The organism is Sphingobium sp. Ant17 (assembly GCF_000588875.1).
In the GTDB taxonomy this organism is placed as follows: Bacteria; Pseudomonadota; Alphaproteobacteria; order Sphingomonadales; family Sphingomonadaceae; genus Sphingobium.
On record NZ_JEMV01000017.1, the window covers coordinates 28,849 to 53,859 of the forward strand.

The window sequence follows — 25,011 nt, forward strand, 5'->3', positions numbered from 1 at the left end:
GCCGTCAGCGTGCCGGGTTACGACCGGTCCTGGCCATCGCCCTCGGCGATTTCGATAATGGTATCGCCGGTCTGAAGCGCCTGCGCGCCTGCTTCCCAAAAGCCGATCGGCCGCTCGTCGCGATAGACACGCACGCCAAGGCCGGTGGTGACGGCGGAGAGCGGCTTGCCGATTTCATCGGGCAGAACCAACCGCTCGTTCAGCCGCACGCGCCCGCCCGATGCCGCCAGATCGGCCATATAATCGGCAATATGCTTCCCGCTGGTGCTGCCCGCCATCAACAGTCCGGCAAAGCTGACCGGGTTGATGACAGTGGTCGCGCCGGCTTGCCGCGCGGGCAATTCATTATCTTCGTTGCGCACCACGATGCTGATCGGAATGCGCGGGGCCAGATGCCGCGCGGTCAGCGTGATGAGGATCGAGGTATCGTCGCGCCCGGCCGACACGATCATGCTGCGCGCCCGGTGGATCGCCACATCCTTCAACACGCTGTCGCGGGTCGAATCGCCGCACAACACATTGCAGCCTTTCGACTCGGCCAGTTCCAGCGCCTTGTCGCTGCCATCGATCACCACGATCTCGCGCGGGTTGGTGCCGCGCGCCAGCAATTCGCGCACCGCTTCCTGGCCACTGGTGCCAAAACCGGTAACGACGATATGATTGTGCAGATCGGCCTGAATACGTGCCATGCGCCACCTGTAGAGGATATTGCGGAGGAAGAGATTATAGGCCGTGCCCAGAAAGATGAGCCAGACGAACAGTCGGATCGGTGTAACGAACAAGGCTTCGAACAGCCGCGCTTCGGGCGTGACCGGGACGATGTCGCCATAGCCCACGGTCGTCACGGTGACAGTCGTGAAATACAGCACGTCGATGAAGCTGATATGATCGTCGAGATTGTCCTTCAACCCATCGCGGCCGATCCAGTGCAGCCCCAGCACCAGCGTGATGAGCCCGAACACCAGCCCGACGCGCCAGGTGATGTCGACCCACATCGGCATCGACGAACGCCGACGCAGGAACCCCTCGGTGCTGGGGGAGGTGGCGCGTGGCTTGACGTTCATAGCGGCGGCAACTGGGTGACGGGGTTGACCGGCACCCGGTCCTTGCGCAGTTCGAAATGCAGCTTGGGCTGGCTGGCATAGCCGGTGTCGCCGGTCAGGCCGATGACCTGGCCCCGCGTCACCTTCTGCCCGCGCACCACATCGACGCGGCTGGCATGGCCATAGGCACTGACCCAGCTGCTGCCATGGTTGATCAGCACCAGCCCGCCGAACACCGCCACCTTGTCCCCGGCATAGGCGATCACGCCATCGGCGCTCGCCTTGATCGGGGTGCCTTCGGACACGCCGATGTCGATGCCATTATTCTTGGCGCCACTGGCACCAGGGCCGAAGCGCGAGACGATGCTGCCCTTGACCGGCCAGGCGAAATTGCCGGTCAGGCGGCTCGGCTGGGCGATCGGCACATTGCTCGGCAGCGGCCGGGGCGCGGCGGACGCCACCGCCACCGGCGCATTCTCCGCCGCCGCAGGCTGGCCGCCGGTCAGCACATCATCGATGTCGATGCGAAAGGCGGCGGCGCGCTGTTCCAGGTCGGGCGCGCGCACCGGCGTATTGCCGGGCAGCAGCAGACGGCGTCCGCGCCGCAGCGTATAGGGTTCCTCCAGCCGGTTCACCGTCACGATCTCACTCCAGGGCACGCCATAGGCGGCGGCGATCGCGATCCCGGTCTCGCCCTCGGCCACCTGATGATAGCGGCCGCCGGGGATGGACAAGGCTTGCCCGGCGCGCAGCAGGAAGGGTGGGGCAAGGCCATTGGCCAGCGCGATCATGTCCGATCCTACGCCGGTGCGGTTGCCGATGCCCAGCAGCGTATCGCCCGGCTGCACGACATAGCGCGATGCCGCGACCGTCTGCGCATCGGCCACCACTTGCTGCGCGGTCCATACCGGTTCCTGTTCGACCAATTCCACGGTCGACGCATCGGCGTCCAAACGCGGCGGCGGCGTGTCGCCGCGCGTGCGGGCGCTCTCGGTCGGGATGCACCCGCTGAGCAGCAGCGTGCCAAGAACAAGGCCAAGCGGGAGGTGCGGACGCAACATCAGCGCCTGTCTATCGCATTGCCGCCGACTTGCCACCCCCTGTCTGGTCAGGCGGGGAACGCTGCTGCCGTTACCGCCATGGCGCTGTCCTGCGTCAGGTCATAGTGCAACGGCGTGACCGTGATATAGCCCTCCGCTATCGCCGCCAGGTCGCTGCCTTCGGGCACCGCATCGCTGCTGCCCAGCGAGAACCAGTAGTAGCGATAGCCGCGCGGGTCGGTGCCCTCGACGATCTTGGTGCGATCGACATCATGAAAGCCCTGCCGCACCACGCGAATGCCCTTGACCGCGTCGGGGTCAAATTGACGTTGAACAACATGCGCGGCGTCACGGGCAGCGCGATCAGCGGGCGCAGCACCTTCTCGCCCCAGGCTTCCGCCGCGGCGAAGGGCACATCGTCGCCCATCCCCGATCGGGCATAGACCTGGCTCAGCGCGATGGACCTTATGCCCGAAATCGTCCCCTCCATCGCGGCGGCGACCGTGCCCGAATAGGTCACGTCCTCGGCCAGATTGGCCCCGCGATTGACGCCCGACAGGATCAGGTCCGGCTTGGCGTCCTTCATCAGATGCCCCACCGCCATCATCACCGCATCGGTCGGGGTGCCGGTGACGCTATAATGCTGTTCGCCATGTTTGCGGATGCGCAGCGGCCGGGTCAGCGTCAGGCTATGCCCCGCACCCGACTGCTCCTCGCTCGGCGCGACGATCCAGATATCGTCGGACAATGTCCGCGCGATCGCCTCCAACACCTTGAGGCCCGGGGCATGCACGCCATCATCATTGGTCAACAGGATACGCATAGCCAAAAAACTCCGTTCGCCCTGAGCCTGTCGAAGGGCATTCCTTCTTGAAGAAAAGAACGGGGCTTCGACAGGTTCAGCCCGAACGGAATCTTATTTCGGGGTAAGCACCGTCACCCCACCCATATATGGCAACAGCACCTCCGGCACGATCACGCTGCCATCGGCCTGCTGATAATTTTCCAGCACCGCCACCAGCGTCCGCCCGACCGCCAGTCCCGATCCGTTCAGCGTATGCAGGAAGCGCGTCTGCTTCTCGCCTTCGGGCTTGTAGCGCGCGTTCATCCGCCGCGCCTGAAAGTCGCCGCAGTTGGAGACGGAGCTGATCTCGCGATAGGTCGCCTGGCTCGGCAGCCAGACTTCCAGATCCCATGTCTTGCGCGCGCCAAAGCCCATGTCGCCGGTGCAGAGCAGCATCTTGCGATAGGGCAGGGCAAGCGCCTGGAGGATGCCCTCCGCCGCCGCGCACATGCGGTCATGCTCGGCCTCGGACTCTTCGGGCGCACAGATGGTGACCAGTTCGACCTTCTCGAACTGATGCTGGCGAATGAACCCGCGCGTATCGCGCCCGGCCGACCCGGCTTCGGACCGGAAACAGGGGGTCAGCGCGGTCAGCCGCACCGGCAGCTCGGCCAGCGGCACGATCTGGTCGGCCACCAGATTGGTGAGCGACACTTCGGCGGTGGGGATCAGCCAGCGGCCATCCGTCGTGCGGAACAGGTCTTCGGCAAATTTCGGCAATTGCCCGGTGCCGAACAGCGCCTCGTCGCGCACCAGCAATGGCGGGTTGGTTTCTTCATAGCCGTTCACGCCGGTCTGCGTGTCCAGCATAAACTGCGCCAACGCCCGATGCAGCCGCGCCATCTGGCCCCGCAACGCGGTAAAGCGCGCGCCCGACAGCTTCGCGCCGCCCTCAAAATCCAGCCCCAGCGCCGGGCCGAAATCGGCATGGTCCTGCGGCGCGAACTCGAACGCGCGCGGCGTGCCCCAGCGGCTCACCTCGACATTGGCCGCCTCGTCCGCGCCCTCGGGCACATCATCGGCAGGCAGGTTGGGGATCGCCGCCAGCATCGCCGTCAGCGCGTCGCCCAACTCGCGCTCCTGCGCTTCCAGCGCAGGCGTACCGTCCTTGAGCGCCGCCACTTCGGCTTTCAGCGCCTCGGCTTTGTCCTTGTCGCCAGCCGCCATCGCCTGGCCGATCAGCTTGCTCGCCTCGTTGCGGTGGGCCTGACCGACCTGCAACTGGGTCTTGATTGCCCGGCTCTGCTCGTCCAGCGCCAATATATCGGCGGACAGGGGCGCCAGCCCGCGCCGGGCCAGGCCAGCGTCGAAAGCAGCGGGATTTTCGCGGATGAAACGGATGTCGTGCATGGGCCAGCCCTATGCCGCCCTGCGACCAGCCACGCAACCCTGTGCGCCGTCATCCGTTAGGCACATATCCCTTAAAAAGAGAGAAGGAAGAGGCGATGCAAATAGACCATGATGCGCTCGTGCTGGTAGCCGACGGCCGCAAGATGTTGTTTTTCCGAAACAAGGGCGACGCCGCGATCTTGAACCTTGAAACCGAGCAGGTCGAAAAGCAGGATAATCCGGCGGACCGCGATCAGGGGACGGACACGCCCGGCCGCGCTTTCAATTCGGTCGGTGGCCATCGCAGCGCCATGTCGGAAACCAATTTCCACGATCTGGAGGAAGACCGGTTCGCCGCACAGGTCGCCGACATCCTCAAGCATCGCGCCTTTGCCAACGATTTTGAAAAGCTGATCATCGTTGCGCCCCCCGGCACGCTGGGCGAAATGCGCAAACATTATCACAAGGAAGTGCAGGACCGTCTGGCCGGCGAAATCGCCAAGGATCTGGTCAACCACCCGATCGCCGACATCGAAAAGATCATCGCGGACAATTGATCCGACGCTGATCCGACCCCAACGAAAAAGGGCGGCTCCCGATATCGGAAGCCGCCCTTTTTGATATATTGAAAAGCCTCGCTCAGGCCGCCTTTTGCGCCTTGCGATCGGCAAAGCGGCGACGCGCGACCAGCGCCACGGCGGCCGCACCGAATAGCAGGACCATCGGCGGCGCGGGCACATCGGTGCCGCCCGTGCTGCTCGAACCGCCGCTCGATGACGAACTGCTCGACGACGCGCTGCTGGACGATGTCGAGGAGGACGAACTGCCGGTGCTGCCGAAGCTGGACGACCCACCCGAGGACGAAGAGCTGCCCGACGAGGAGCTGCTCGAAGAGCCGCTGCTGCCGCCGGTCGAACTGGGATCACCCGGCTTGTCGGGCTTGCCGCCGCTCGAACTGGACGAGGAACTGGAGGACGAGGAAGAGGATGAGCTGGAACTGGACGAGGACGAGCTGCTGCTGACGCCCGACGAGGTCGAGACATTCCCGCTGGATGTCGAGACATTGCCGCTCGACGTGGACACGTTGCCGCTGGATGTCGACACGCCGCCGGTCGACGTCGATACGCCACCCGTCGAGGTCGATACCCCACCCGTCGAGGTCGACACACCACCGGTGGAGGTCGAGGTGGATACCCCGCCTGTGGACGTCGACACGCCGCCAGTGGTCGAACTGGTCGAACTGCTGATGCCGCCGGTCGAACTGCTGGTCGAGGAGATCACGACCGATCCCCCGCCGCTGCCGCCGCCACCACCGCCGAAAAAGCCGCCAACGAACCCGCCGCCGCCAAATCCGCCGCTGCCGCCCATCACGACCGGCACGGCGCCGCCGCCGCCCGACATCATCGGCATTTGCGCCGGTGCCATCGGAATGGGGGCGGGCAGGGGAATGGGGGCCTGCTGGCTGGTAACGGTCACCGTCTGGGGCGCGCACGTCATGGCGGTCTTCACCACCTTGCGCTTCACCGTCCGCACGGCGTAGCGTTTCTTGGGCGCGGCCTTGGTGCTCTTGGAGCTATGCACCACTGCGGGACGTGCGCTCTCGGCCACATGGACGGCACCGCCGCCAATGATCGCGCCGCCGCACGTGCAGGCGCATAATTTAGCCAATGCCATCCGTACCGACATAGGTTCAATCTTCTTTTATGTTACCTTGCCCACCTGTGACCGGCAAATCCAGAAAACAGGCTGGCGGGTATTCCCTATCTGCAACAACGCAAAATAAAGCGTTAACTGCAACGCCGTTAACCCTCAATAGCAGTTGCGGGAAGGGCGGTAATTCATTCTTTTGCGAAGCGATATGGTTAACGTCCCACTATGGAACGGCGGCTGGCGGCTAAGTAAAGACGGGGCGCTGCCCGCAAACCGCCCGCCAGGGTGCTGCCGCCCCTCCGCAAGAAATCCGCCCGATCGCGCGCAAGTCGCCAGAATGGCCGCTTGTGTCGCTGCCAGCCGATGGCTATGAGCGCCATCAATGCAGTGTAAAGGGCGACCGGTGGGTTCAAACGCCGGGGCCACGCGAGTCGGAGAGCCACATGGCATCGGTCCTAAATTCCGATAAAGACGGTGAAAAACCGCCCAAATCGAATGTAACGCTTCCCGCCGACTATCGTCCTTCCCCCGACGAAGAGTTTATGAATCCGGTGCAGGTGGAATATTTCCGCCAGCGGCTGTGGTCGTGGAAGAAGCAGATTTTAACCGAGTCCGAAGGCACGCTCGCGGTTCTTCAGAACGAACCGCTGCGCGAACCGGACCTCAACGATCGCGCATCGAGCGAGACCGACTGGTCGATCGAATTGCGCACCCGCGACCGCCAGCGCAAGCTGATTTCCAAGATTGACGCGGCGCTGCGCCGCATCGATGATGGCGAATATGGCTATTGCGAAGTGACCGGCGAACCGATTTCGCTCGGGCGTCTGGAAGCGCGGCCGATCGCGACGATGACGGTCGAAGCGCAGGAACGGCATGAGCGCCAGGAAAAGATTTCGCGTGATGATTAACGGTTTTTCCATTCCTCGCGCCTAGTCTTTCTGCATTCTACTGACATTTTACGCGCAGGTTGGATGATGGACGACGAACGGAACATGGCTGATCGGGGACCGGCGCGCACCGCGCCGCGCGATAGCCTGTTCCTGCTCACCAGCTTCGCCACGCCCGAAGGCGCACCGCTGGGCAAGGCCCGCGTCCGCAACCTGTCGGCCACTGGGCTGATGGCCGATTGCGAACGCGCCGTGCCCGCCGGGGCCAGGATCGAATTCGACCTGCGCGGTGTTGGCAAGGTGAGCGGCGTCGTTGCCTGGTCGCGGGGCGAAAAAATCGGCATCGCGTTCGACACACCGATCGATCCGCAACTGGCGCGCAAGCCGGTGTCGACCAGCAACCAACAGGGCTTGCCCGATTATCTTCGGACCTACCCCTCGCTCCGCCGCTGAAAGCGCGCGGCCGACTTTCCTATTGGTCTTAAATCTGATGCGACAAGCCTTCGGCTCTTAAAGCACGCGGAACGACTCATCCACTTGTCGCGCCAGGACAAGGCCGGATCGACGGTCTGTGCCGCCGGATGCCGACCTCCTCCCTGGTGCAAGATGCGGCTCAATGCTTGGCCGACATCTCCTCTTTCAGCCGCAATTTCTGCTTTTTGAGCGAAGCCACCAGCGTGGCGTCGGGCATGGGCCGACTTGTTTCGGCCTTGATTCGGGCATCAAGACCGGCATGCTTTGCCGAAAGAGCGGAAATATGGCTGTTCTCCATGACATTCTCCTTACGAGGGTGATGGACGTAGAAGTAAATCATGATTCGCCCGCCTTGTCTCGCGTCGATTGGGGCTTTGCGACGGTCGCCCGAAAATTTGCGATGGCCCGTATGGCGTCCCGTCGCTATCAGTTGGCCATCTGCCATGGATGAACGTAAAGGAGCGCTGTGAGCCGGGAAGACATCATGCGCCGACTGGAGCTGTTGCGGGTCGAGCATCGCGATCTCGACACGGCTATCGCTGCGCTGGTCGATAGCGGCGGCGGCGACCAGATGCAGATCGCCCGGCTGAAAAAGCGCAAATTGCGGCTGCGCGACGAAATCGCTCAGTTGGAAGACGAACTGGTGCCCGACATCATCGCCTGACCGACCAATTTTGGGTCATCTGCGCCAAATCGATCACAAATGGGACACTATGCCGACCCAGGCATGATGTCGGACCTGACAAGATGGTAAATTCATGCCATTGTCCACGCATGCCCAGTGCAATCTCTCTTGATCGCGGCCTGCATCGGGGTCTGGTGGACGGCCTCTATCTCGAAGCCATGCTGATGGCTGACGAGGCACGAACCTATTTCGATGGTGACGGCGTCAAGGAAGACGGGTTGGACGATCCGCTTCGCCGGGTCGCCTTCGCTTGCGAATCGCTCAAGGTCACGACGCGGCTGATGCACGTCATCGCCTGGCTGCTCAGCCAGCGCGCATGGCAGCGGGGCGAGATTGGCGATGTCGATCTGTCGGATGAGAAATATCGGCTGGGCCACGCCAGTCAGAGCGATCCCTTGCTCATCGCCGGCTTCCCCTTCGCCGCACGCGCGCTGATCGACGCCAGCCATGAACTTTATGACCGGGTGGCCCGATTGCAGGATCGGCTGGATCGGATGACCATCTCCCTCGCCATGCCGGTGGCAAACCCGCGCGCGCCTTGCAGGATCGGCTCCACACCGCCTTTTGAAGCATCGGCATCGCGCCCACCCGGCCGCTGCCCGGCGCAATTCGCAGCAAATCGCGACGAGCCCCCGATTTATCGCCGCTATGGGACTGGCGCTGATGCCCGCATCTGGTCTAGACCCGCGCGATGACCCATGGTTTGCGGACCCGACGCCGCCTTGCCGGCCGCCCGCAAGCCGCCCGGCTCCTTCTTGCGCCACTGCTGCTCGCCGCCCCGTGCGCCGCGTGGGCGCAGGACGTGTCGCCACCGCCTACCGCCTCTGAGGGCGCGACGGTCGATGTCGACACCCAACTCGACGCCATGCCCGACATCGGCCTTGACTGGCCCGACCTTGGCCAGGCCGATAGCGTGACGCCACTGCCCGCAGACCCCGCCGATGTGCAGACGGCCGCGCCCGAAACGCCCGGCACGATCATCGCCCCCGACGCGGAACCGGTCGAAGCCGTCGCGGCCTTTACCGAAATCGGCGAGGAGCGGCGCTATACCGTGGCGCTGGATGGCATCGACGCCATCACCGACGCCCAGTTCAAGCTGCGCTTCGATGAACTGTCGGTCCTGCGGCAGGGGGAGAATAAGGCCGCCAACCTCGCCCAGATCAACCGCCGCATCAAGGAGGACAGCGATCTGCTGGATCGGCTGCTGCGTGCCAAGGGCTATTATGCCGCGCGCATCCGCGGCGCTGTTTCCGCCCCGCCCGCGGGCAGCGACCGGCTCGCCGTGCGGTTCGCCATCACGCCCGGCACGCAATATCTGCTCGCCTCGGTGGATGTGGCCGGCCTGACGGAGACCGGCACCCGCGAACCGACGTTGCGCGCGGCTTTCCCGCCCAAGGTCGGCGATCCGGTCGATGCCGACAAGATCCTCGAAGCGCGCGACGCGCTCGCCACCGCCCTGTCCGAAAGCGGTTATCCCTTCGCCAGGGTGGACGAACCCGAAGTGCGGATCGACCATGAGGAACGGCAGGGCGATCTCGACCTCATCGTCACGCCCGGCGGCTACCGCACCTTCGGCGCGATCCGCCTGAGCAATGCGGAGCTGTTCAGCGCGCGCCATGTCCAGAATATCGCCCGCTTTGATCCCGGCGACCCCTATATGGCCTCCGATGTCGAGGATCTGCGCCGCGCCATCGTCGCGACCGGCCTTGTGTCATCGGTGACGTTGACGCCGACCGATGCGGGCGATGGTGACCATGTCGATCTCGCGCTCGATGTCCGGCCAGCGCCGCTGCGCACCATCGCGGGGGAACTGGGCTATGGCACGGGCGAGGGCTATCGCGCCGAGGTCAGCTGGCAGCATCGCAACTTCTTCCCGCCCGAAGGCGCGGTCACGGTGCGCGGCGTCATCGGTACGCAGGAACAGACCGCCTCCTTCACCTATCGCCGCAATAATTTCCGCCGCCGCGACAATGTGCTGACCGGCCTGTTGTCGGTCAGCAATATCCGGCGCGACGCCTATGACGCCCGCACCGTCACGTTGGCGGGCGCGCTGGAACGGACGACCAACATCCTGTTCCAGAAAAATTGGGTGTGGCGGGTCGGCGCGGAATTGATCGCGTCGGACGAAGCGGATGCCTTTTCCGGCGGCGCGCGCCGCACCTTCCTGATCGGCGCAGTGCCGCTCAGCCTCACCTATGACGGCAGCGACGACCTGCTCAACCCGACCAGGGGCTTTCGCCTCGGCGGGCGGCTCAGCCCCGAACTCTCCTTCCAGAACGAGACCTTCGGCTATGCCAAGGTGCAGCTCGACGGCAGCCTCTATCAGCCGATGGGCGACAAGCTGGTGGTCGCCGCCCGCGCCCGCTTCGGCAGCATCCTTGGTTCGACGGTCGAACAGATCGCGCCGTCGCGCCGCTTCTACGCGGGCGGCGGCGCATCGGTGCGCGGCTATGGCTATCAGGCGATCGGCCCGCGCTTTGGCGAGGATGACAACCCCGTGGGCGGCAAGAGCCTGGCGGAATTTTCGCTGGAGGCGCGGGTGCGCTTCGGGAATTTCGGCGTCGTGCCGTTCATCGACGCGGGCAATATCTCAACGAGCTTCCTGCCGCGCTTCCGCGACCTGCGCATCGGCACCGGGCTTGGTTTGCGCTATTACAGCAATTTTGGCCCGATCCGCGTCGATGTCGGCACGCCCATCAACCCGCAATCGGGTGATCCCAAGATCGCCGTCTATGTCTCGCTGGGCCAGGCCTTCTGATGACCGACGAAACCCCCGCCGCCCCGACGATCCGTCGCCGCGCCTGGGACGGGCGCTGGCAACGCTGGGTCGCGGGTTTGCTGGCGGCGGCGCTGCTGATCGTGGCCGGGTCGGTCGCCTGGCTCGACACCGGGGCTGGGCATCGCTTCCTCGTGTCCCGCATCGCCACCATCAAATCCCGGTCGGGCCTGCAGATCAGCGTCGACCGGATCGATGGCAGCATCTATCGCAAGGCGGTCCTGCATAATCTCGTTCTGTCGGACCCCAATGGCCGCTTTTTCGACGCGCCCAGGGTCGAACTGGAATGGTGGCCCTTGGCCTGGCTGTCCAACCGGCTCGACATCGACCGGCTGGTGATCCCGCGCGCGACGCTGCACAAATTGCCCAAACTCAATCCGACCCAGCGGCAGGGACCGATCTTGCCCGCATTCGATATTCGTCTGATGCAATTTTCGGTCGGGCAGCTTGCGATCGCGCCGGGCGTCACCGGCCGTGCCCAGACCGCGACCATCGCGGGCGACGCCGATATTCGCGGCGGCCGCGCGGTCATCGATCTCGCGGCGCGTACCCTCGATGGCCGCGACGCGCTCAGCATCGCGCTCGACAGCCGCCCGGACGATGATCGCTTCCGCCTCGACGTCACCGTCAACGCGCCCCAGGGCGGCGTGCTCGCAACGATGGCGGGCCTCACGCAGGACGGCACGTTGCGCATCGGCGGCAAGGGCAGTTGGACCCAGTGGGACGGTCGCCTGGCCGCCACGCTGGATGCTGCGCCCGCCGCCGACTTCGTTCTTGCGGCGCGTAGCGGGGCCTATTCGGCGCGCGGCACGGTCGAGGGGTCGGCCATCGCCGGGGGCAGCTTGATCCAGCGCCTGTCATCCCCCCGCCTGACCGTGCGCGCCAATGGCACCTTGGTCGATCGGGTGATCGACGGCACGGCATCGCTGCGCTCCGCCGCGATCGACCTCAGCGCTGACGGTGCGATCGACCTGCGCAACAATGCGCTCGACAATATGCGGCTCGACCTCACACTCGCCCGGCCCGAAGCGTTGCTGAAGACCATGCGCGGGCGCGATGTCGTCGCCAAGATCCGCCTCGATGGCCCGCTGTCGCAGCTTGGCTATGAATATCTGCTCACCGCGCGCGAACTGACGTTCGACAAGGCCCGCATCAGCGATGTGCGCGCTGAGGGGAAGGGCCGCACCGCTGGGTCCGGCCCGACTTTGATCCCTTTGCGCCTGCGCGCGGGCCGCCTGGACGGGCAGGGCGATCTGGTGGAGGGCATCGTGCGCAATTTCGCGCTCGATGGCGTGTTGCAGCTCAACGGGCAGCAGATCGTCAGCAACCCGATGGACCTGCGTTCCGACAAGCTGCGCGGCAAGCTGACCGTCCTCGCTGATCTCAAGACCGGCCGCTATGATATGGGCCTGGATGGCCAGATTGTGGGCCTCGCGATCCGGGGCTTCGGGGTGGTCGATGTCACCTCCAAACTGCGCGCCATGCCGCGCGCCGATGGCGGCTTTGGCCTCAGCGGCAGCGCGGCGGCGCGGGTGCGGCGGCTCGACAATGATTTCCTGCGCACATTGGGCGGCGGTCTGCCCACAGCGCGCAGCGACCTGGCATTGCGGCCCGACGGCACGCTGGCGCTCACCAACATGCGCCTGGCCGCGCCGCTGCTGACGCTCGCGGGCAATGGGGTGCGCTTTCGCGACGGCACCCTCCATCTGGAGGGCAAGGGGCAGCATGATCAATATGGTCCGCTCACCCTGACGCTCGACGGCAATATCGAACGGCCGACGATCGACCTGATGCTCGCCCGGCCCATGGATGCGCTTGGCCTGCGTGATGTCCACGCGCACCTCATCCCCGACGCCAATGGCTATAGCTACACGGCGGAAGGCGGATCGACGCTCGGCCCATTCACCGGGCGCGGCGTCATCCTGCTGCCCCAGGGCGGGCAGGCGGTCGTGCGGGTCGCCAATCTCGCCGTGTCGGGCGTCACCGCCAGCGGCGACATTCGCCCGGTCACCGGCGGTCTCGATGGCCAGCTGGCGGTCAGCGGTCCCGTCACCGGCTATGTCGGCTTCAAGCCAGTGGACGACATCCAGCAAGTCCAGCTCAAGCTGACCGCGAACGGCGCCAGTTTCGACGGGCCGACGATCATCACGGTGCGGCGCGGCACGCTCGATGCGACCATCCTGCTCGATCCGTCGGGCACCACGCTCAAGGCGACGGCCCAGGCGCGCGGGCTGCGCGTCGGCGGCGTGCTGGTCGGCCGTTTCGCCGCCAATGCCGATCTGGTCGATGGGCGTGGCACCATCCGGGGCAGCCTGTCGGGCCAGCGCGGCCGCCTGTTCGAACTGCAGGGGGAGGCGCAGGTCGATGCCGATCGTATCCGCATCACCGCTGGCGGCACGATCGACAAACGCCCGATCCGCCTGACCCGCGCGGCGCTGCTGACCCGCACCGACGATGGCTGGCGCCTGTCCCCTGCGACGATCAGCTATGCGGGCGGATCGCTGCAACTGGGCGGGGAACTGGGGGCGACGTCCAACCATGTCGAGGCGCGCATGGACAAGCTGCCGTTGGGGCTGCTCGACATCGCCTATGACAATCTGGGGCTGGGCGGTATCGCCACCGGCTCGCTCAGCTATGCGCAACCACGCGGCGGCCTGCCCACCGGCACGGCGGAACTGCGCGTGCGTGGCCTGTCGCGCTCCGGCCTGTCGCTCAGTTCGCGTCCGGTTGACGTCGGCGTCAATGCGACGCTGGGGGCCGACCGGCTCGCCACCCGCATGGTGTTCGTCGCCGATGGCAAGACGATCGGCCGGGGCCAGGCCTTGCTCAGCCCGCTCGGCCGCACCGGCGGCCTTGTCGAACGGCTGAACGCCGCGCCGCTGTTCGCGCAGCTTCGCTATGCCGGCGCGGCCGACACGCTGTGGCGGCTGACCGGGGTGGAGATTGTCGACATGGGTGGGCCGGTCAATGTGTCGGCGGACATGCGTGGCACGCTCGGCGATCCCCGCATCACCGGCACTTTCGCTACCGATAACAGCACGATCAACAGCCCGGTCACCGGCATGCGGCTGGCCAATGTCAAGGCGCGCGGGCGCTTCTCCGGCGCGCAACTCGTCATTTCCAGCTTCACCGGCGCGTCGCAAAATGGCGGCTCGGTCACCGGTACCGGCCGCTTCACCTTCAACGGCATAGCGGGCGTCGGCATGGACCTGGCGATGCAGGCGGACAATGCCGCGCTGCTGGAACGCGACGATATCGCCGCGACCGTCACCGGTCCCATCACCCTGCGATCCGACGGCACGGGCGGGACGATCGGCGGCGATGTCATCCTCAACAAAAGCCGCTTCACGCTGGGCCGTGCCGCCGCCGTCGCTGCCATCCCCGAATTGCGCGTCGTTGAAATCAACCGGCGCGGGGAAGAGATCGACACGCCGCGCACCAACGTCCCCTGGGCGCTGGCGATCAAGGCGCGCGCGCGCAACCGCCTGACCGTCACCGGCCTTGGCCTCGACAGCGAATGGCGCGCCGATCTCGACCTTGGCGGCACCGTCACCAATCCCGCCATCGCCGGGCGCGCCGAATTGGTGCGCGGGAATTATGAATTTGCCGGCCGCCGTTTTGAACTGCGCGAAGGCCGCATCCAGTTCGATGGCAAGACGCCCATCAACCCGACACTCGACATTGATGCCGTCGCCGATGTCAGCGACCTGACCGCCACCATCCATGTCGGCGGCACCGGCCTCAAGCCCGACATCAGCTTCAACAGCATTCCCGCGCTGCCGCAGGACGAACTGCTTTCGCGCATCCTGTTCGGCACATCGATCACCAACCTGTCCGCGCCCGAAGCGCTGCAACTCGCCTCGGCGGTCGGCTCGCTGCAGGGCGGTGGCGGGCTCGACCCGATCAACGCCGTGCGCAAGGCGGCGGGGCTGGACCGGCTGCGCATCATCGCCGCCGATCCGACCCAGGGGCAGGGGACGTCGATCGCGGCGGGCAAATATCTCACCCGCAAAACCTATGTCGAGTTGATCACCGACGGGCAGGGCTATTCCGCCACCCGTATCGAATATCAGGTCACGCGCTGGCTCTCGCTATTGGGGGCCATCTCGACGCTCGGCCGCCAGAGCGCCAACGTCCGCGTGTCGCGGGATTACTAAGCCATGACCAAGTCCCGCATCGACGCCGCCGCTGCGATCAGCGTGATGGACCTGTTCACCATCGGCATCGGTCCATCCAGCTCGCACACCGTCGGCCCGATGCGCGCCGCGCTCTTGTTCATGGACTCTCTCCCCGCGCAGCCAGTACGGGTGTCGTGCGATCTCTATGGCTCGCTCGCGCTGACCGGCCGGGGCCATGCCACCGACACGGCGATCCTGCTCGGCCTGTCGGGCTATAGCCCCGAAGGCACCGACCCCGACACCATCCCCGCCATCCTCGCCGCTATCCGCACCGATGGCCGCATCCGCGCGGGCAGCGCCCACGACCAATGGATCGCGTTCGAGGAAGCGCGCGACCTCATCTTCCACATGGGCGACTTTCTCGAAGCGCATAGCAATGGCATGCGCTTCACCGCCTGGCTCGACGGCCACAGCGAACCGCTGGTGCGCGACTATTATTCGATCGGCGGCGGCGCGGTGCTGCCCGGCGATCGCGTCACCGACGACGCCGCGCTCGGCCATAATGTCGTCCAGCCCTATCCCTTCTCGTCGGGCGCGGAGATTCTGGCGCAGGGCGAGGCGACCGGCCTCTCCATCGCCACCCTCGTCCTGCGCAACGAAGGCGCGTGGCGCACCCAGGCGGAAACCGACGCCTTCCTCGACAGCGTGATCGACGCCATGAGCGCCTCGATCGACCGCGGCCTCCAGCAGGAGGGGCTACTCCCCGGCGGCCTCAAGGTCCGCCGCCGCGCCCGCGCCATTCATCAGCGGCTGCGCCTGCAACAGGATGCGCTTGGCCCGGCACAGATTTTCGAATGGGTCAGCCTGTTCGCGCTGGCGGTGAATGAGGAAAATGCCGCCGGTGGCCGCGTCGTCACCGCGCCCACCAATGGCGCGGCGGGTGTCATCCCGGCGGTGCTGCATTATTATCGCCGCTTCGTCCCCGGCGCGGATCGTGATGGCGAGCGCCGCTTCCTGCTCACCGCCGCCGCCATCGGCTTCCTCTACAAGAAGCGCGCCTCCATCTCCGCCGCCGAAATGGGGTGCCAGGGCGAAGTCGGCGTCGCCTGCTCCATGGCCGCCGCTGGCCTTGCCGCCGTCTTGGGCGGCACCAACGGCCAGGTCGAAAATGCCGCCGAAATCGGCATGGAACATAATCTCGGCCTCACCTGCGATCCGATCGGCGGCCTCGTCCAGATCCCCTGCATCGAACGCAACACCATGGGCGCGGTCAAGGCGATCAACGCCGCCTATCTCGCGCTGCAGGGCGATGGCCATCATATCGTCAGCCTCGATGCCGTCATCGAAACGATGCGCCAGACCGGCGAAGATATGGCCAGCCGCTACAAGGAAACCTCGCTTGGCGGGTTGGCCGTCAACGTCGTGGAGTGCTGAAGCGGTTCCCTTCCACTCGTCGCTTTGCGCCGTCAAATCTGCGATGAAACGACAGTATTTGTGTCATATCTGCAACATAAGTCCTTGTTTATCTTAGGTTCATGAAACTTACGGCTCTTCGCGGCTTTCAGCGTCTCTCCCCTACAGGGGATGACAATGGAGTTTAGAATATGCGTAAGTTGATGGTCGCAACCCTTCTCGGCAGCGCCGCAGTCGCCGCCCCCGCCATGGCCCAGAATGTCGGCCCGACCTTTACCGGTCCCCGCGTCGAAGCGATCCTGGGCTATGATCATGTCGGTGCCGGCAGCGATGTGGACAATAACAATGACAGCGACGACCAGTCGATCGACGGTCTGCTTTACGGCATCGGCGCAGGCTATGACGTGAACCTCGGCAGCGCCGTCGTCGGCGTCGAAGGCGAATGGACCGATTCGACCGCCAAGTCCGATCGTCGCGATCCCACCGACCAGTTCGGTTTCGGCCGCGTCAGCCAGGGCCGTGACCTCTATGTCGGCGCGCGCGCGGGTATCCTCGCCAATCCCTCGACGCTCGTTTACGTGAAGGGCGGCTATACCAACAGCAAGCTCAACGTGCTGGCGGGCAACACCAACGAAACCACCGACACCGCGTTCAAGTTGGACGGCTGGCGCATTGGTGGCGGCGTGGAACGCGCGATCAACACCAACACCTTCGCAAAGGTGGAATATCGCTATTCCAAATATAGCGACGCCAATATCGAGTTCGCCAATGGCGCGACCACCGAAGATTTCGGCATCGACACCGACCGGCATCAGGTCGTCGCCAGCGTCGGCTGGCGCTTCTAATCTGCTGGTAATCTGCGGGGAGGGGCCGGTCCACCGACCGGCCCCTCCTATTTTGGGGCTTATCGACTTTCCATTTTCCGCGCGAACAGGCGCGCAATCAGCCAAAAGCCCCTATCGGAATGGCCGCGACAATGATATTGACATCATTGTGAGTAACGCGATTCCCCATCAATATCCCATCGGCATCGATGCCGCCGACATCGACTTCATGGGTCATGTCAACAATGCCAGCTACCTCAAATGGGTGCAGGAAGCGGTGCTGGACCATTGGCGCGCCCTGGCCCCGTCGGAGGCTGTTGCCGGGCACCTGTGGGTCGCGCTCAAGCATGAAATCACCTATCGCAAGCCCACCTTCCTCGACGACGACGTGATCGCCACCGTCCTGCTGGAAAAGGTGCAGGGCGCGCGCGCCTTCTACGAAACCATCATCCGTCGCGGTGAAGAGGTGCTGGCCGAAGTCAAATCCAGCTGGTGCTGCATAGACGCCAGCAGCCTGCGCCCCGCGCGACTGACCCGCGACGTCATCGACCACTTCTTCGCCCCCGACGAAAAAGCCACGCAATAGGCGCGGGTGTCGGGGGAAAGCGAAACGGCGGCGATCCACTCCCCTCCGTCATTCCCCACACTCCCCCCCGTCATTCCCGCGAAAGCGGGAACCCATCTCCCAACATCGCCCCTACGCGACGCAGCGATGATGTTCCCTATACGACGATGAGGATGGGTAAACGACGGCCCCCAACAAAGACCGTCACCCCGGACCCTTCGACAGGCTCAGGACGGGCTTGATCCGGGGTCCATGAGCCTCAACCTCTCAATAGCACCATACCGTCGAGCCAATAGATGCCGGGTCAAGCCCGGCATGACGGCAAGGGGTGGATACTCGACAGCCGATTAGCGTCGCACTTGTGGCAAGCCAGACATTGATTGACGGATTTATTTAGAACAAGCAGGTTCTCCCCATGATAGACACCGCGCTCGGTTCTGCTCCTCTGCTTGATTTTCTTCCTCGGGCGACGTTGCCCGACGAAACGCTGCTCGAATTGACGGGCGACAAGTCGAAACTGCGGGCCTTATCGCGCGAGTCTTCAGGGCTTGAAGATAGGGTGGCAGTCGCGTGGGAACAGCCACTCAAAACACTATCCTGCGGACAATGTCGTATGCTCGTCGGACAGCGTCTTGGATTACGGTGGCTTGCCGCGCCTATAGCTGAATTCGTGGCACTTTATCCTTCCGCTGAATGCGACCTTTATCCGGGCGATCTAGCGGTGAATGCTCTAATCGCCGGAAAAGACATTCTTGAGTATGCGCCTAATGAGGCAGCTGCAATGTTCGCTGCGGACTTTTCATGGCTCGACAATGAGATCGCAGATGCCCCCTCAGACGACCTGCTCCGCCGAGCAAGGGATAGACTTATCGAAGGTCGCAAGAGCGTCCGCCTTTCTGGCTGACCTTACAACGAATGAACAGCCGAGAATGGCCGCTTTAGTCATCCTCCCCTGGCAGGGGAGGTGGCAGGGCGAAGCCCTGACGGAGGGGTGTCCCGCTCTCGATAGGGTGACACCCCTCCACCACTTAGCGGTCCCCTTCAACAGAGCCACGTGCCTCTGTTGAACCCTACAGTGTCGCTTCGATCGCGCGCGCCGCCATATCGGGGTCTTCGGCCAGGCTGATCGGCCGCCCCACCACCAATATGGACGCGCCGCGATCCAACGCCTGACGCGGGGTCACGGCGCGTTTCTGGTCGCCCATCGCGCCGCCAGCGGGCCGCACGCCCGGCACCACGAAAAAGCGTCGCGCCACGCGGCCTTGGCCATCGCGACTTCCTCGCCCGAACAGACGATGCCGTCCAGCCCGGCGCTCTGCGCCAGATCGGCGAGCCGCCGCACCTGATCCTCGGCCTTCCCGCCGACACCGATATCGAGCAGGTCGCCATCGTCCAGGCTGGTCAGCACGGTCACCGCCACCACCTTGGTATTGACGCCCGCCGCCGCCTTGGCGTCCTCCAGCATCGCACGGCCCCCCGCCGCATGGACGGTCAGGATCGCCGGTTCCAGCAGGTGCAGCGCCTGCACCGCCTTGGCGACCGTATTGGGAATGTCGTGCAGCTTGAGGTCGAGGAAGATCGGCAGGTCGAACTTCATCATTTCCAGCACGCCATGATGGCCATGGGCGCAGAAAAATTCGAGGCCCAGTTTCAGCCCGCCGACATGATGGCGCACCTGCCCGGCCAGATGCTGCGCTTTGGCGAGATCGGGCGTGTCGATGGCGACATAGATGGGGCTGCTCATGCTGGTCCTGCGGGGGAAAGAGGAGAGGGCGGGGGAGCGACCGGGTCCGCCGCTTGGGCCACGGGTGGCGTCGAGGACATGGGCGAGTGCGCGAGGGGCGTCGGTGCGACGGTGACGGCCGAAGCTGGGGGGGCAGGCGGGGTGGTGACCGCGGCCAGCGCCCGTTCGGTGCTGTCCAACCGTCGCCGCAAGCGCCAGCGGGTCGCGCGCGCCATGATCCAGAAGGGCAGCGCCCCCAGCAAAAACGCGCCGATCAGCAGGACCGGCAGTTTGGTTTCCATCACCAAATCGCCCCACAGGCGCACCGTCACGGGGACATAGTTCGCCATGCAGAAGAAGGCGAGGGCGACGGCGATGACGACCCAGAAGGCAGTCCGCAAAAATTGCATCGGCTTTACCTCATGCTGCTGTTGCGATGCAGCTTAGGCGATCCTGGCGGATTTCGGAAGCGCCTGATCGCTTTTGTCGATTTCGATCCGCATCGAAAGGCTGTGCGTCGCGCCCGGCGCCACTATCGCCAAGCCATCGGCCCGGTTCAGGGCGTCGGGCATATGGCTGACCGGCTCCAGGCAAAAGGCGTCGATATCGGGCGGCCGATAGACATGCAGCCAATCCGCGCCCGTCGCCGTCAGCGTCAGGCGCAACCCATCGCCGCGCACGACGGTCGCCATACCGTCCCAGCCGCCATAGACATTGTCGATCAGGCTCTCGCCCCGCACCGACGCCAATTGCGACCAGTCGCCGAGGCTATCGGCAGGCACCGACCGCTCCGGCAGCATGTCGGGGGTGGACAGCCACAGGCTGTGCGCCGCGAACTGCAGGCGCGTATCGGCATCGGCGGGAAAATAGGGGTGGAAGCCCAGCCCGACCGGCGCATCGTCCGCGGCATCGTTGGTCAGCGCCAGCGTCAGGGCAATCGCATCCGCGCTGAGCGCAATATGCTGCCGCGCCGTGAACGCCCATGGCCAGCGCGCATCGGCCGCATGCACCAACGTCAACTGCGCGGCATCTTCGGCCTGGTCCGTCACCGCCCATTCGCTCTGCCAGCCATGGCCGTGCAGGCTGTGCGGATGATCGCCGAAGTTAAGAGGCAGCTGATAGCCCTGCCCGTCAAAGCGGAACCGGCCATCCGCGATGCGATTGGCATAGGGCACCAGCGGAAAGCTCGCCATCATCAGCGGCTCCCGGCTCTCCTCCGGCGCGCGCCGCAGAACATCGACGCCATCGAGCGCCAGCCAGCGCAGCGCCCCACCGACAGCGGGCGAGAGCGCTGCCTCCAGCCCTCCCGCCCGCAACAGGATCGTCTCGGTGCTCAGCCGACCATATCCTCTAGCTCGCGACCCTTGGTCTCATGCACCATCTTGCGCACGAAGAAGAAGGAGATCGCCGCGAACAGGGCATAGCCCATATAGGTCCACACCAACCCCGGCGAGACGGCCAGCGAGGGGAAGCTGACCGAAATCGCCGCATTGGCGATCCACTGGGCAAAGCCCGCAATGGCTAGGCCCGATCCGCGAATCTGGTTCGGGAACATCTCGCCCAGCATCACCCACATGATCGGACCCCAGCTGAGGTTGAAGAAGATCACATAAAGGTTCGCCGCGATCAGCGCCATCAACCCGTTATGGCCGGGCAGGGACACCGCGCCATCCGCGCCGGTGACGGCGGTGGAGAAGGCATAGGCCACGACAGACAGCGTCACCGCCATGCCCGCAGAGCCGATCAGCAGCAACGGCTTGCGGCCGATCCTGTCCACCAGCGCGATCGCGCCAAGGCACGCGGCAATCGACAACACGCCCGACAGGATGTTGATCTGCAGCGCATTATCTTCGGAGAACCCAACCGCTTCCCACAAAGTCGCGCCATAATAGAAGACGACGTTGATGCCGACCAGCTGCTGGAACACTGCCAGGCCAATGCCCGTCCACACGATCGGGCGAATCTTGCCGCTGGTCTTTTCGATGAGGTCGGACAATTTGGGCCGGTGATGATCGGCGGCCAGGCTGGCGCGGATTTCGGCGACCTTGCGCGCCGCTTCCAGCGGGCCGAACAGCCGCGTCAGCACCACCTCCGCATCCGCATCCCGGCCGCGCGCGACCAGATAGCGGGGGCTTTCAGGAATGAAGAGCAAAGCGACGAGATAGATGGCGGCCGGAATCGCCTGCAACCAGAACATCCAGCGCCATGCCGGGAAGTCGAGCCACAAGGGCGCGGTCGATCCGCCCGCATAGCGGGCCAGCACGAAATTGGCGATGAACGCGCCGGTCAGGCCGGAGATGATCATGACCTGCTGAATGCTCGACAGCCGCCCGCGCACCGCCGCTGGCGTGACTTCGGAAATATAGACCGGCGAAATGACGCTCGCCGCGCCGACGCCCAGCCCGCCGATGATGCGCGCGAAGATGAAGAGGACCGAGGAACTTGCCGCACCGGCCAGCAGGGCGCTGACCAGGAACAGCACCGCCGCCAGCATCATGACGCCGCGCCGCCCGATCAGGTCGGCCATGCGCCCGGCCATGAACGCGCCGACGGACGACCCGACCAGGATCGCGCCGACATTGACGCCGATGCCCAGCTTGCCAAGGTCGAAAGCGCTTTCCAGCCCCTTTTGGGTGCCGTTGATGACACCCGAATCATAGCCGAACATGAATCCGCCGATCGTCGCCACCGCGACGATCGCTGCGATAAAGGCCATGTTGACCTTCTCGGCGCTCCCCTCATTCATCCGTCATTCTCCCAAATCTTATATCGTTGCGACATGGCCCGGCAGTCCTGCGACGCCGGGGTCGAAGGCGAACAGATCACCCGCAAGCGGCTGCTCTGTCAACGCTGTCATGTCCAGTCCCTTGCGCGCGGTCGTCGCATAAGCGACCGACAGGTCATCCCCGCCGAACGCGATCTTGGTGATGTTGGCCACCGGAAAGCGGATTTCCCGCATCAGCGTCCCCGCCGGATCATAGCGCCGCACGGCCCAGCCGCCGAACAACCCGGTCCACACACAGCCTTCGGCATCGACCGTCGGCCCATCGGGATAGCCCGCGCCATCTTCGATCGTCGTGAACAGGCTGGTCTCGCCGATCGCCCCGTCGGCGCTCAGCGCGGTGCGCCAGATTGTCCGGCCCAGCGTATCGGTGTGATACAGCGTCCGCCCATCGGGCGAGAGGGCAGGGCCGTTGGTGATCGACACCGGCGGCAATCCCGCATTGGCGCAAACGCCCTTGTGCAGGCGATAGAAGTGACCGCTGTCAGCCGCCTCGGCATCGTCCATCGACCCCAGCCACAGCGCGCCGTCGGGCGCGACCGTCGCATCGTTCAATCGGTTGCCGGGCATATGCGCTTCGGGGGCGTGCAACAGCGTGAAGCTGGCGCTGGCCGGGTCGAACCGGTGTATCCCCGATTGCAAACCGACCGCGAACAGGCCGTCATCGGTCGGCACGATCCATCCGACCTGGCCCGGCGCTGTCCAGCTGCGCGCCACGGTCAGCGCCGGGTCGAACCGGTGGATGCAATGGCCCTTGATATCCACGAACCACAAGGCGGCGTCGCGCGCGACCCAGACCGGGCCTTCGCCCAGCGTCGCGCCGACGCTCAGCACGCTCTGGGGAGTCGCGTCCATCGTCTCAGCGCCAGCCGGCATCGATGAAATAATCATGGCCGGTGCAATAGCGCGCATCGTCCGACGCCAGGAACATCGCCAGAGCGGCGACATCGACCGGCATGATCCGCCCGTCCAGGCATTGCGCCGCCACGATCTCCGCTTCGCCTTCGGGCGTGTACCATTTGAGCTGGCGCGGCGTTTTCACATTGCCGGGAATGATGGTGTTGACGCGGATATTGTCGCGGCCAAGGTCGCGGGCCAGGCTGCGGGTCAGCCCTTCGATCGCCGCCTTGGCGGTCTGGTACAATACCAGGTCGGGCAAGGCGAGGTGCCAGCTGATCGACCCGAAATTCAGGATCACGCCGCCGCCCGCCCGCTTCATCGCCGGAACGGCGGCTTGCGCTGCGAAGAACAAATGGCGCAGGTTCACCGCCATCCGCTCGTCCCAATAGGTCGGGGTGACGTCCTCGATGCTATGGCGGTCGTCATTGGCGGCATTGTTGATCAATATGTCGATCCCGCCCAGGTCCGCTTCGACCTGCGCCATCATCGCCTGCACGGCATCAATGTCGCACAGATCGATCGCATGAAAGATCGGCGTGAAGGCCGCATCGCTGAGGCGCGCTACCAGCGCTTCGCTCTCGGCCACCGCAATGTCGCAAAAAGCGACATGCGCGCCCTGCGCGACAAAGCCTTCGACCAGCCCCTCGCCGATCCCGCTGCCGCCGCCACTGATGAACACCCGCTTGCCTGCGAGGCTTGGGTAGATGGCAGCGGTCATGCGATGGCTTTCTCTTTGGCGCTCTGCAGCAGGCCACGTTCGGCCAGGTTGGTCATCAATGCGGTCAGGCCATAGGTCCAGGGGGCCGCATCCTTCGATGTCACGACTTCGTTCACCAGCTTGCCAAGGCGCGGGGTGGAAATGGCGACGATATCGCCGACCTTATGGGTAAAGCCCCGGCCCGGCTCGTCCCGGTCCTGCACCGGCGCGAACAAAGTGCCCAGGAACAGCACGAAACCGTCGGGATATTGATGTTCGGACATGGTCTGGCGCATCAGGTCCAGCGGATCGCGGCTGATCTGGTTCATGCTGCTGCTGCCTTCCAGGCGATAGCCTTCCGGCCCGTCGATGGTCAGCGCGACTTCGGCATTGCGGACATCGTCGATGGTGAAGCCATCGTCGAACAGGCGGATGAGCGGGCCGAGCGCGCAGGACGCATTATTGTCCTTCGCCTTGCCCAGCAACAGGGCCGATCGCCCTTCGAAATCGCGCAGATTGACGTCATTGCCCAGCGTCGCGCCAACGGCGTTGCCGGACGCGTTGCCGAGCAGCACGATTTCCGGCTCGGGATTGTTCCAGGTGGAATCGGACCGGATGCCGATCTGCGCGCCTGCACCCACGGTCGCCAGTACCGGTGCCTTGGTGAAGACCTCCGCATCCGGGCCGATCGCGACCTCCAGATATTGCGACCACAGATCGTCCTCGATCAGCGCGGTCTTGAGCGCGGCGGCTTCGGGCGATCCCGGCACCACGGCGCGGATCGATCCGCCGACCCGTTCTTCCAGCCGTCCGCGAATGGCGGCAGCTGCGCTGGCATCACCGCGCGCCCGTTCTTCGATCACGCGCTCGATCGCCGACAGGGCAAAGGTCACGCCCGCCGCCTTGACGCATTGCAGATCGACGGGGCTGAGCAGGGGTAAGGTCAGCGCGTCGAGCGGTCCCAGGACGTCGCCGTCGCGGGCATCGACCGGCAGCATCTCGACCAACTGGGCCACGGTCGGCGCGACCTGGCTCATGTCGTACACCACGCCTTGATCGACCAGGATGGGGCTGGGACCGGCGGCGGTCAGCACGCGACCAAGAAAGCGGCCCTCGCGCCAGTCGGCGGGCAGGGCGTCGAGCAAGGCAAAGTCCCCCGGCATCATCTACTCCTAAACAACAACTCTTGATTGATAGCGCTACCAACATAATTGCGGAGGCGAAGTCAAGGGGGCTCGTGGCGATTCTTCGGCCACCCTTG

The 25,011-nt window shown here is 64.9% G+C and carries 22 protein-coding genes and 2 pseudogenes; 12 read left to right on the plus strand and 12 right to left on the minus strand.

What is annotated here, in order from left to right; genetic code table 11:
• Nucleotides 1-17: 17 nt before the first annotated feature.
• The 4 genes and pseudogenes from BF95_RS09690 to serS all read right to left on the minus strand — a co-directional run bounded on the left by BF95_RS09690 (nucleotide 18) and on the right by serS (nucleotide 4,277).
• Nucleotides 18-1,064 (minus strand): potassium channel family protein, encoded by a 1,047-nt coding sequence (locus BF95_RS09690; protein WP_043151161.1) that lies wholly within the window; start codon nucleotides 1,062-1,064, stop codon nucleotides 18-20.
• Nucleotides 1,061-2,104 carry a M23 family metallopeptidase gene (locus tag BF95_RS09695; RefSeq protein ID WP_043151162.1) on the minus strand — a complete coding sequence of 348 codons (1,044 nt, stop codon included), beginning with the start codon at nucleotides 2,102-2,104 and terminating at the stop codon, nucleotides 1,061-1,063. Before BF95_RS09695 ends, BF95_RS09690 begins: the two co-directional genes overlap by 4 nt.
• Nucleotides 2,105-2,151: 47 nt before the next feature.
• Nucleotides 2,152-2,906 (minus strand): annotated as a pseudogene (surE, locus tag BF95_RS09700) (5'/3'-nucleotidase SurE).
• 93 nt (nucleotides 2,907-2,999) lie between these two features.
• A complete protein-coding gene (gene serS / locus BF95_RS09705; RefSeq protein ID WP_043151163.1) occupies nucleotides 3,000-4,277 on the minus strand; it encodes a serine--tRNA ligase in 1,278 nt (425 codons plus the stop codon).
• 95 nt (nucleotides 4,278-4,372) lie between these two features.
• Between serS and BF95_RS09710 the strand changes: the two genes are divergently transcribed.
• The 4 genes from BF95_RS09710 to BF95_RS09725 all read left to right on the plus strand — a co-directional run bounded on the left by BF95_RS09710 (nucleotide 4,373) and on the right by BF95_RS09725 (nucleotide 7,246).
• Entirely contained in the window at nucleotides 4,373-4,813 is a 441-nt protein-coding gene (locus BF95_RS09710) for a host attachment family protein (RefSeq protein ID WP_043151165.1), read from the plus strand.
• 68 nt (nucleotides 4,814-4,881) lie between these two features.
• Nucleotides 4,882-5,796: a hypothetical protein gene (locus BF95_RS09715; protein ID WP_235209670.1), complete on the plus strand. Its 915-nt coding sequence runs from the start codon at nucleotides 4,882-4,884 to the stop codon at nucleotides 5,794-5,796.
• 553 nt (nucleotides 5,797-6,349) lie between these two features.
• Nucleotides 6,350-6,814: an RNA polymerase-binding protein DksA gene (gene dksA / locus BF95_RS09720; RefSeq protein WP_043151166.1), complete on the plus strand. Its 465-nt coding sequence runs from the start codon at nucleotides 6,350-6,352 to the stop codon at nucleotides 6,812-6,814.
• A 66-nt stretch (nucleotides 6,815-6,880) separates the two neighbouring features.
• Nucleotides 6,881-7,246 carry a PilZ domain-containing protein gene (locus BF95_RS09725; RefSeq protein ID WP_043151222.1) on the plus strand — a complete coding sequence of 122 codons (366 nt, stop codon included), beginning with the start codon at nucleotides 6,881-6,883 and terminating at the stop codon, nucleotides 7,244-7,246.
• Nucleotides 7,247-7,406: 160 nt separating this feature from the next.
• On the opposite strand, the gene BF95_RS26300 is transcribed toward BF95_RS09725, so the two are convergent.
• The gene (locus BF95_RS26300; RefSeq protein ID WP_069064823.1) at nucleotides 7,407-7,565 is read right to left on the minus strand and encodes a YdcH family protein; all 159 of its coding nucleotides are present in this window, start codon (nucleotides 7,563-7,565) and stop codon (nucleotides 7,407-7,409) included.
• A 186-nt stretch (nucleotides 7,566-7,751) separates the two neighbouring features.
• Between BF95_RS26300 and BF95_RS09735 the strand changes: the two genes are divergently transcribed.
• From BF95_RS09735 to BF95_RS09770, 8 genes are all read left to right on the plus strand, one after another.
• Nucleotides 7,752-7,931, plus strand: a complete 180-nt coding sequence (locus tag BF95_RS09735; RefSeq protein ID WP_043151224.1) for a YdcH family protein — start codon at nucleotides 7,752-7,754, stop codon at nucleotides 7,929-7,931.
• A gap of 110 nt (nucleotides 7,932-8,041) precedes the next feature.
• Complete coding sequence (locus BF95_RS09740; protein WP_235209671.1) at nucleotides 8,042-8,647, plus strand: DUF1465 family protein; 606 nt, start codon at nucleotides 8,042-8,044, stop codon at nucleotides 8,645-8,647.
• Nucleotides 8,644-10,710, plus strand: a complete 2,067-nt coding sequence (locus BF95_RS09745; protein WP_081764117.1) for an autotransporter assembly complex protein TamA — start codon at nucleotides 8,644-8,646, stop codon at nucleotides 10,708-10,710. Before BF95_RS09740 ends, BF95_RS09745 begins: the two co-directional genes overlap by 4 nt.
• Complete coding sequence (locus BF95_RS09750) at nucleotides 10,710-14,885, plus strand: translocation/assembly module TamB domain-containing protein (protein ID WP_043151172.1); 4,176 nt, start codon at nucleotides 10,710-10,712, stop codon at nucleotides 14,883-14,885. The genes BF95_RS09745 and BF95_RS09750 overlap by 1 nt, the downstream gene beginning before the upstream one ends.
• A 3-nt stretch (nucleotides 14,886-14,888) precedes the next feature.
• The gene (locus tag BF95_RS09755) at nucleotides 14,889-16,280 is read left to right on the plus strand and encodes an L-serine ammonia-lyase (protein WP_043151173.1); all 1,392 of its coding nucleotides are present in this window, start codon (nucleotides 14,889-14,891) and stop codon (nucleotides 16,278-16,280) included.
• A 170-nt stretch (nucleotides 16,281-16,450) separates the two neighbouring features.
• Nucleotides 16,451-17,104, plus strand: a complete 654-nt coding sequence (locus BF95_RS09760; RefSeq protein ID WP_043151175.1) for an outer membrane protein — start codon at nucleotides 16,451-16,453, stop codon at nucleotides 17,102-17,104.
• A 148-nt stretch (nucleotides 17,105-17,252) separates the two neighbouring features.
• Entirely contained in the window at nucleotides 17,253-17,669 is a 417-nt protein-coding gene (locus BF95_RS09765; protein ID WP_037480927.1) for an acyl-CoA thioesterase, read from the plus strand.
• 394 nt (nucleotides 17,670-18,063) lie between these two features.
• Complete coding sequence (locus BF95_RS09770; protein ID WP_043151177.1) at nucleotides 18,064-18,552, plus strand: hypothetical protein; 489 nt, start codon at nucleotides 18,064-18,066, stop codon at nucleotides 18,550-18,552.
• Between the two features lie 166 nt (nucleotides 18,553-18,718).
• Here BF95_RS09770 and pyrF read toward each other — a convergent pair.
• The 7 genes and pseudogenes from pyrF to BF95_RS09805 all read right to left on the minus strand — a co-directional run bounded on the left by pyrF (nucleotide 18,719) and on the right by BF95_RS09805 (nucleotide 24,913).
• Nucleotides 18,719-19,392 (minus strand): annotated as a pseudogene (gene pyrF / locus BF95_RS09775) (orotidine-5'-phosphate decarboxylase).
• Nucleotides 19,389-19,781: a lipopolysaccharide assembly protein LapA domain-containing protein gene (locus BF95_RS09780; RefSeq protein ID WP_043151179.1), complete on the minus strand. Its 393-nt coding sequence runs from the start codon at nucleotides 19,779-19,781 to the stop codon at nucleotides 19,389-19,391. Before BF95_RS09780 ends, pyrF begins: the two are co-directional and overlap by 4 nt.
• Before the next feature lie 33 nt (nucleotides 19,782-19,814).
• Entirely contained in the window at nucleotides 19,815-20,687 is an 873-nt protein-coding gene (locus BF95_RS09785; RefSeq protein ID WP_043151181.1) for an aldose 1-epimerase, read from the minus strand.
• A gap of 17 nt (nucleotides 20,688-20,704) precedes the next feature.
• Nucleotides 20,705-22,117, minus strand: coding sequence for a sugar porter family MFS transporter (locus BF95_RS09790; RefSeq protein ID WP_043151182.1), 1,413 nt, complete (start codon nucleotides 22,115-22,117; stop codon nucleotides 20,705-20,707).
• A gap of 18 nt (nucleotides 22,118-22,135) precedes the next feature.
• Nucleotides 22,136-23,008, minus strand: coding sequence for an SMP-30/gluconolactonase/LRE family protein (locus BF95_RS09795; RefSeq protein WP_043151226.1), 873 nt, complete (start codon nucleotides 23,006-23,008; stop codon nucleotides 22,136-22,138).
• Between the two features lie 4 nt (nucleotides 23,009-23,012).
• Nucleotides 23,013-23,771, minus strand: a complete 759-nt coding sequence (locus BF95_RS09800) for an SDR family NAD(P)-dependent oxidoreductase (protein ID WP_043151183.1) — start codon at nucleotides 23,769-23,771, stop codon at nucleotides 23,013-23,015.
• Nucleotides 23,768-24,913 (minus strand): fumarylacetoacetate hydrolase family protein, encoded by a 1,146-nt coding sequence (locus BF95_RS09805; RefSeq protein ID WP_043151227.1) that lies wholly within the window; start codon nucleotides 24,911-24,913, stop codon nucleotides 23,768-23,770. The genes BF95_RS09800 and BF95_RS09805 overlap by 4 nt, the downstream gene beginning before the upstream one ends.
• Between the last annotated feature and the right edge of the window lie 98 nt (nucleotides 24,914-25,011).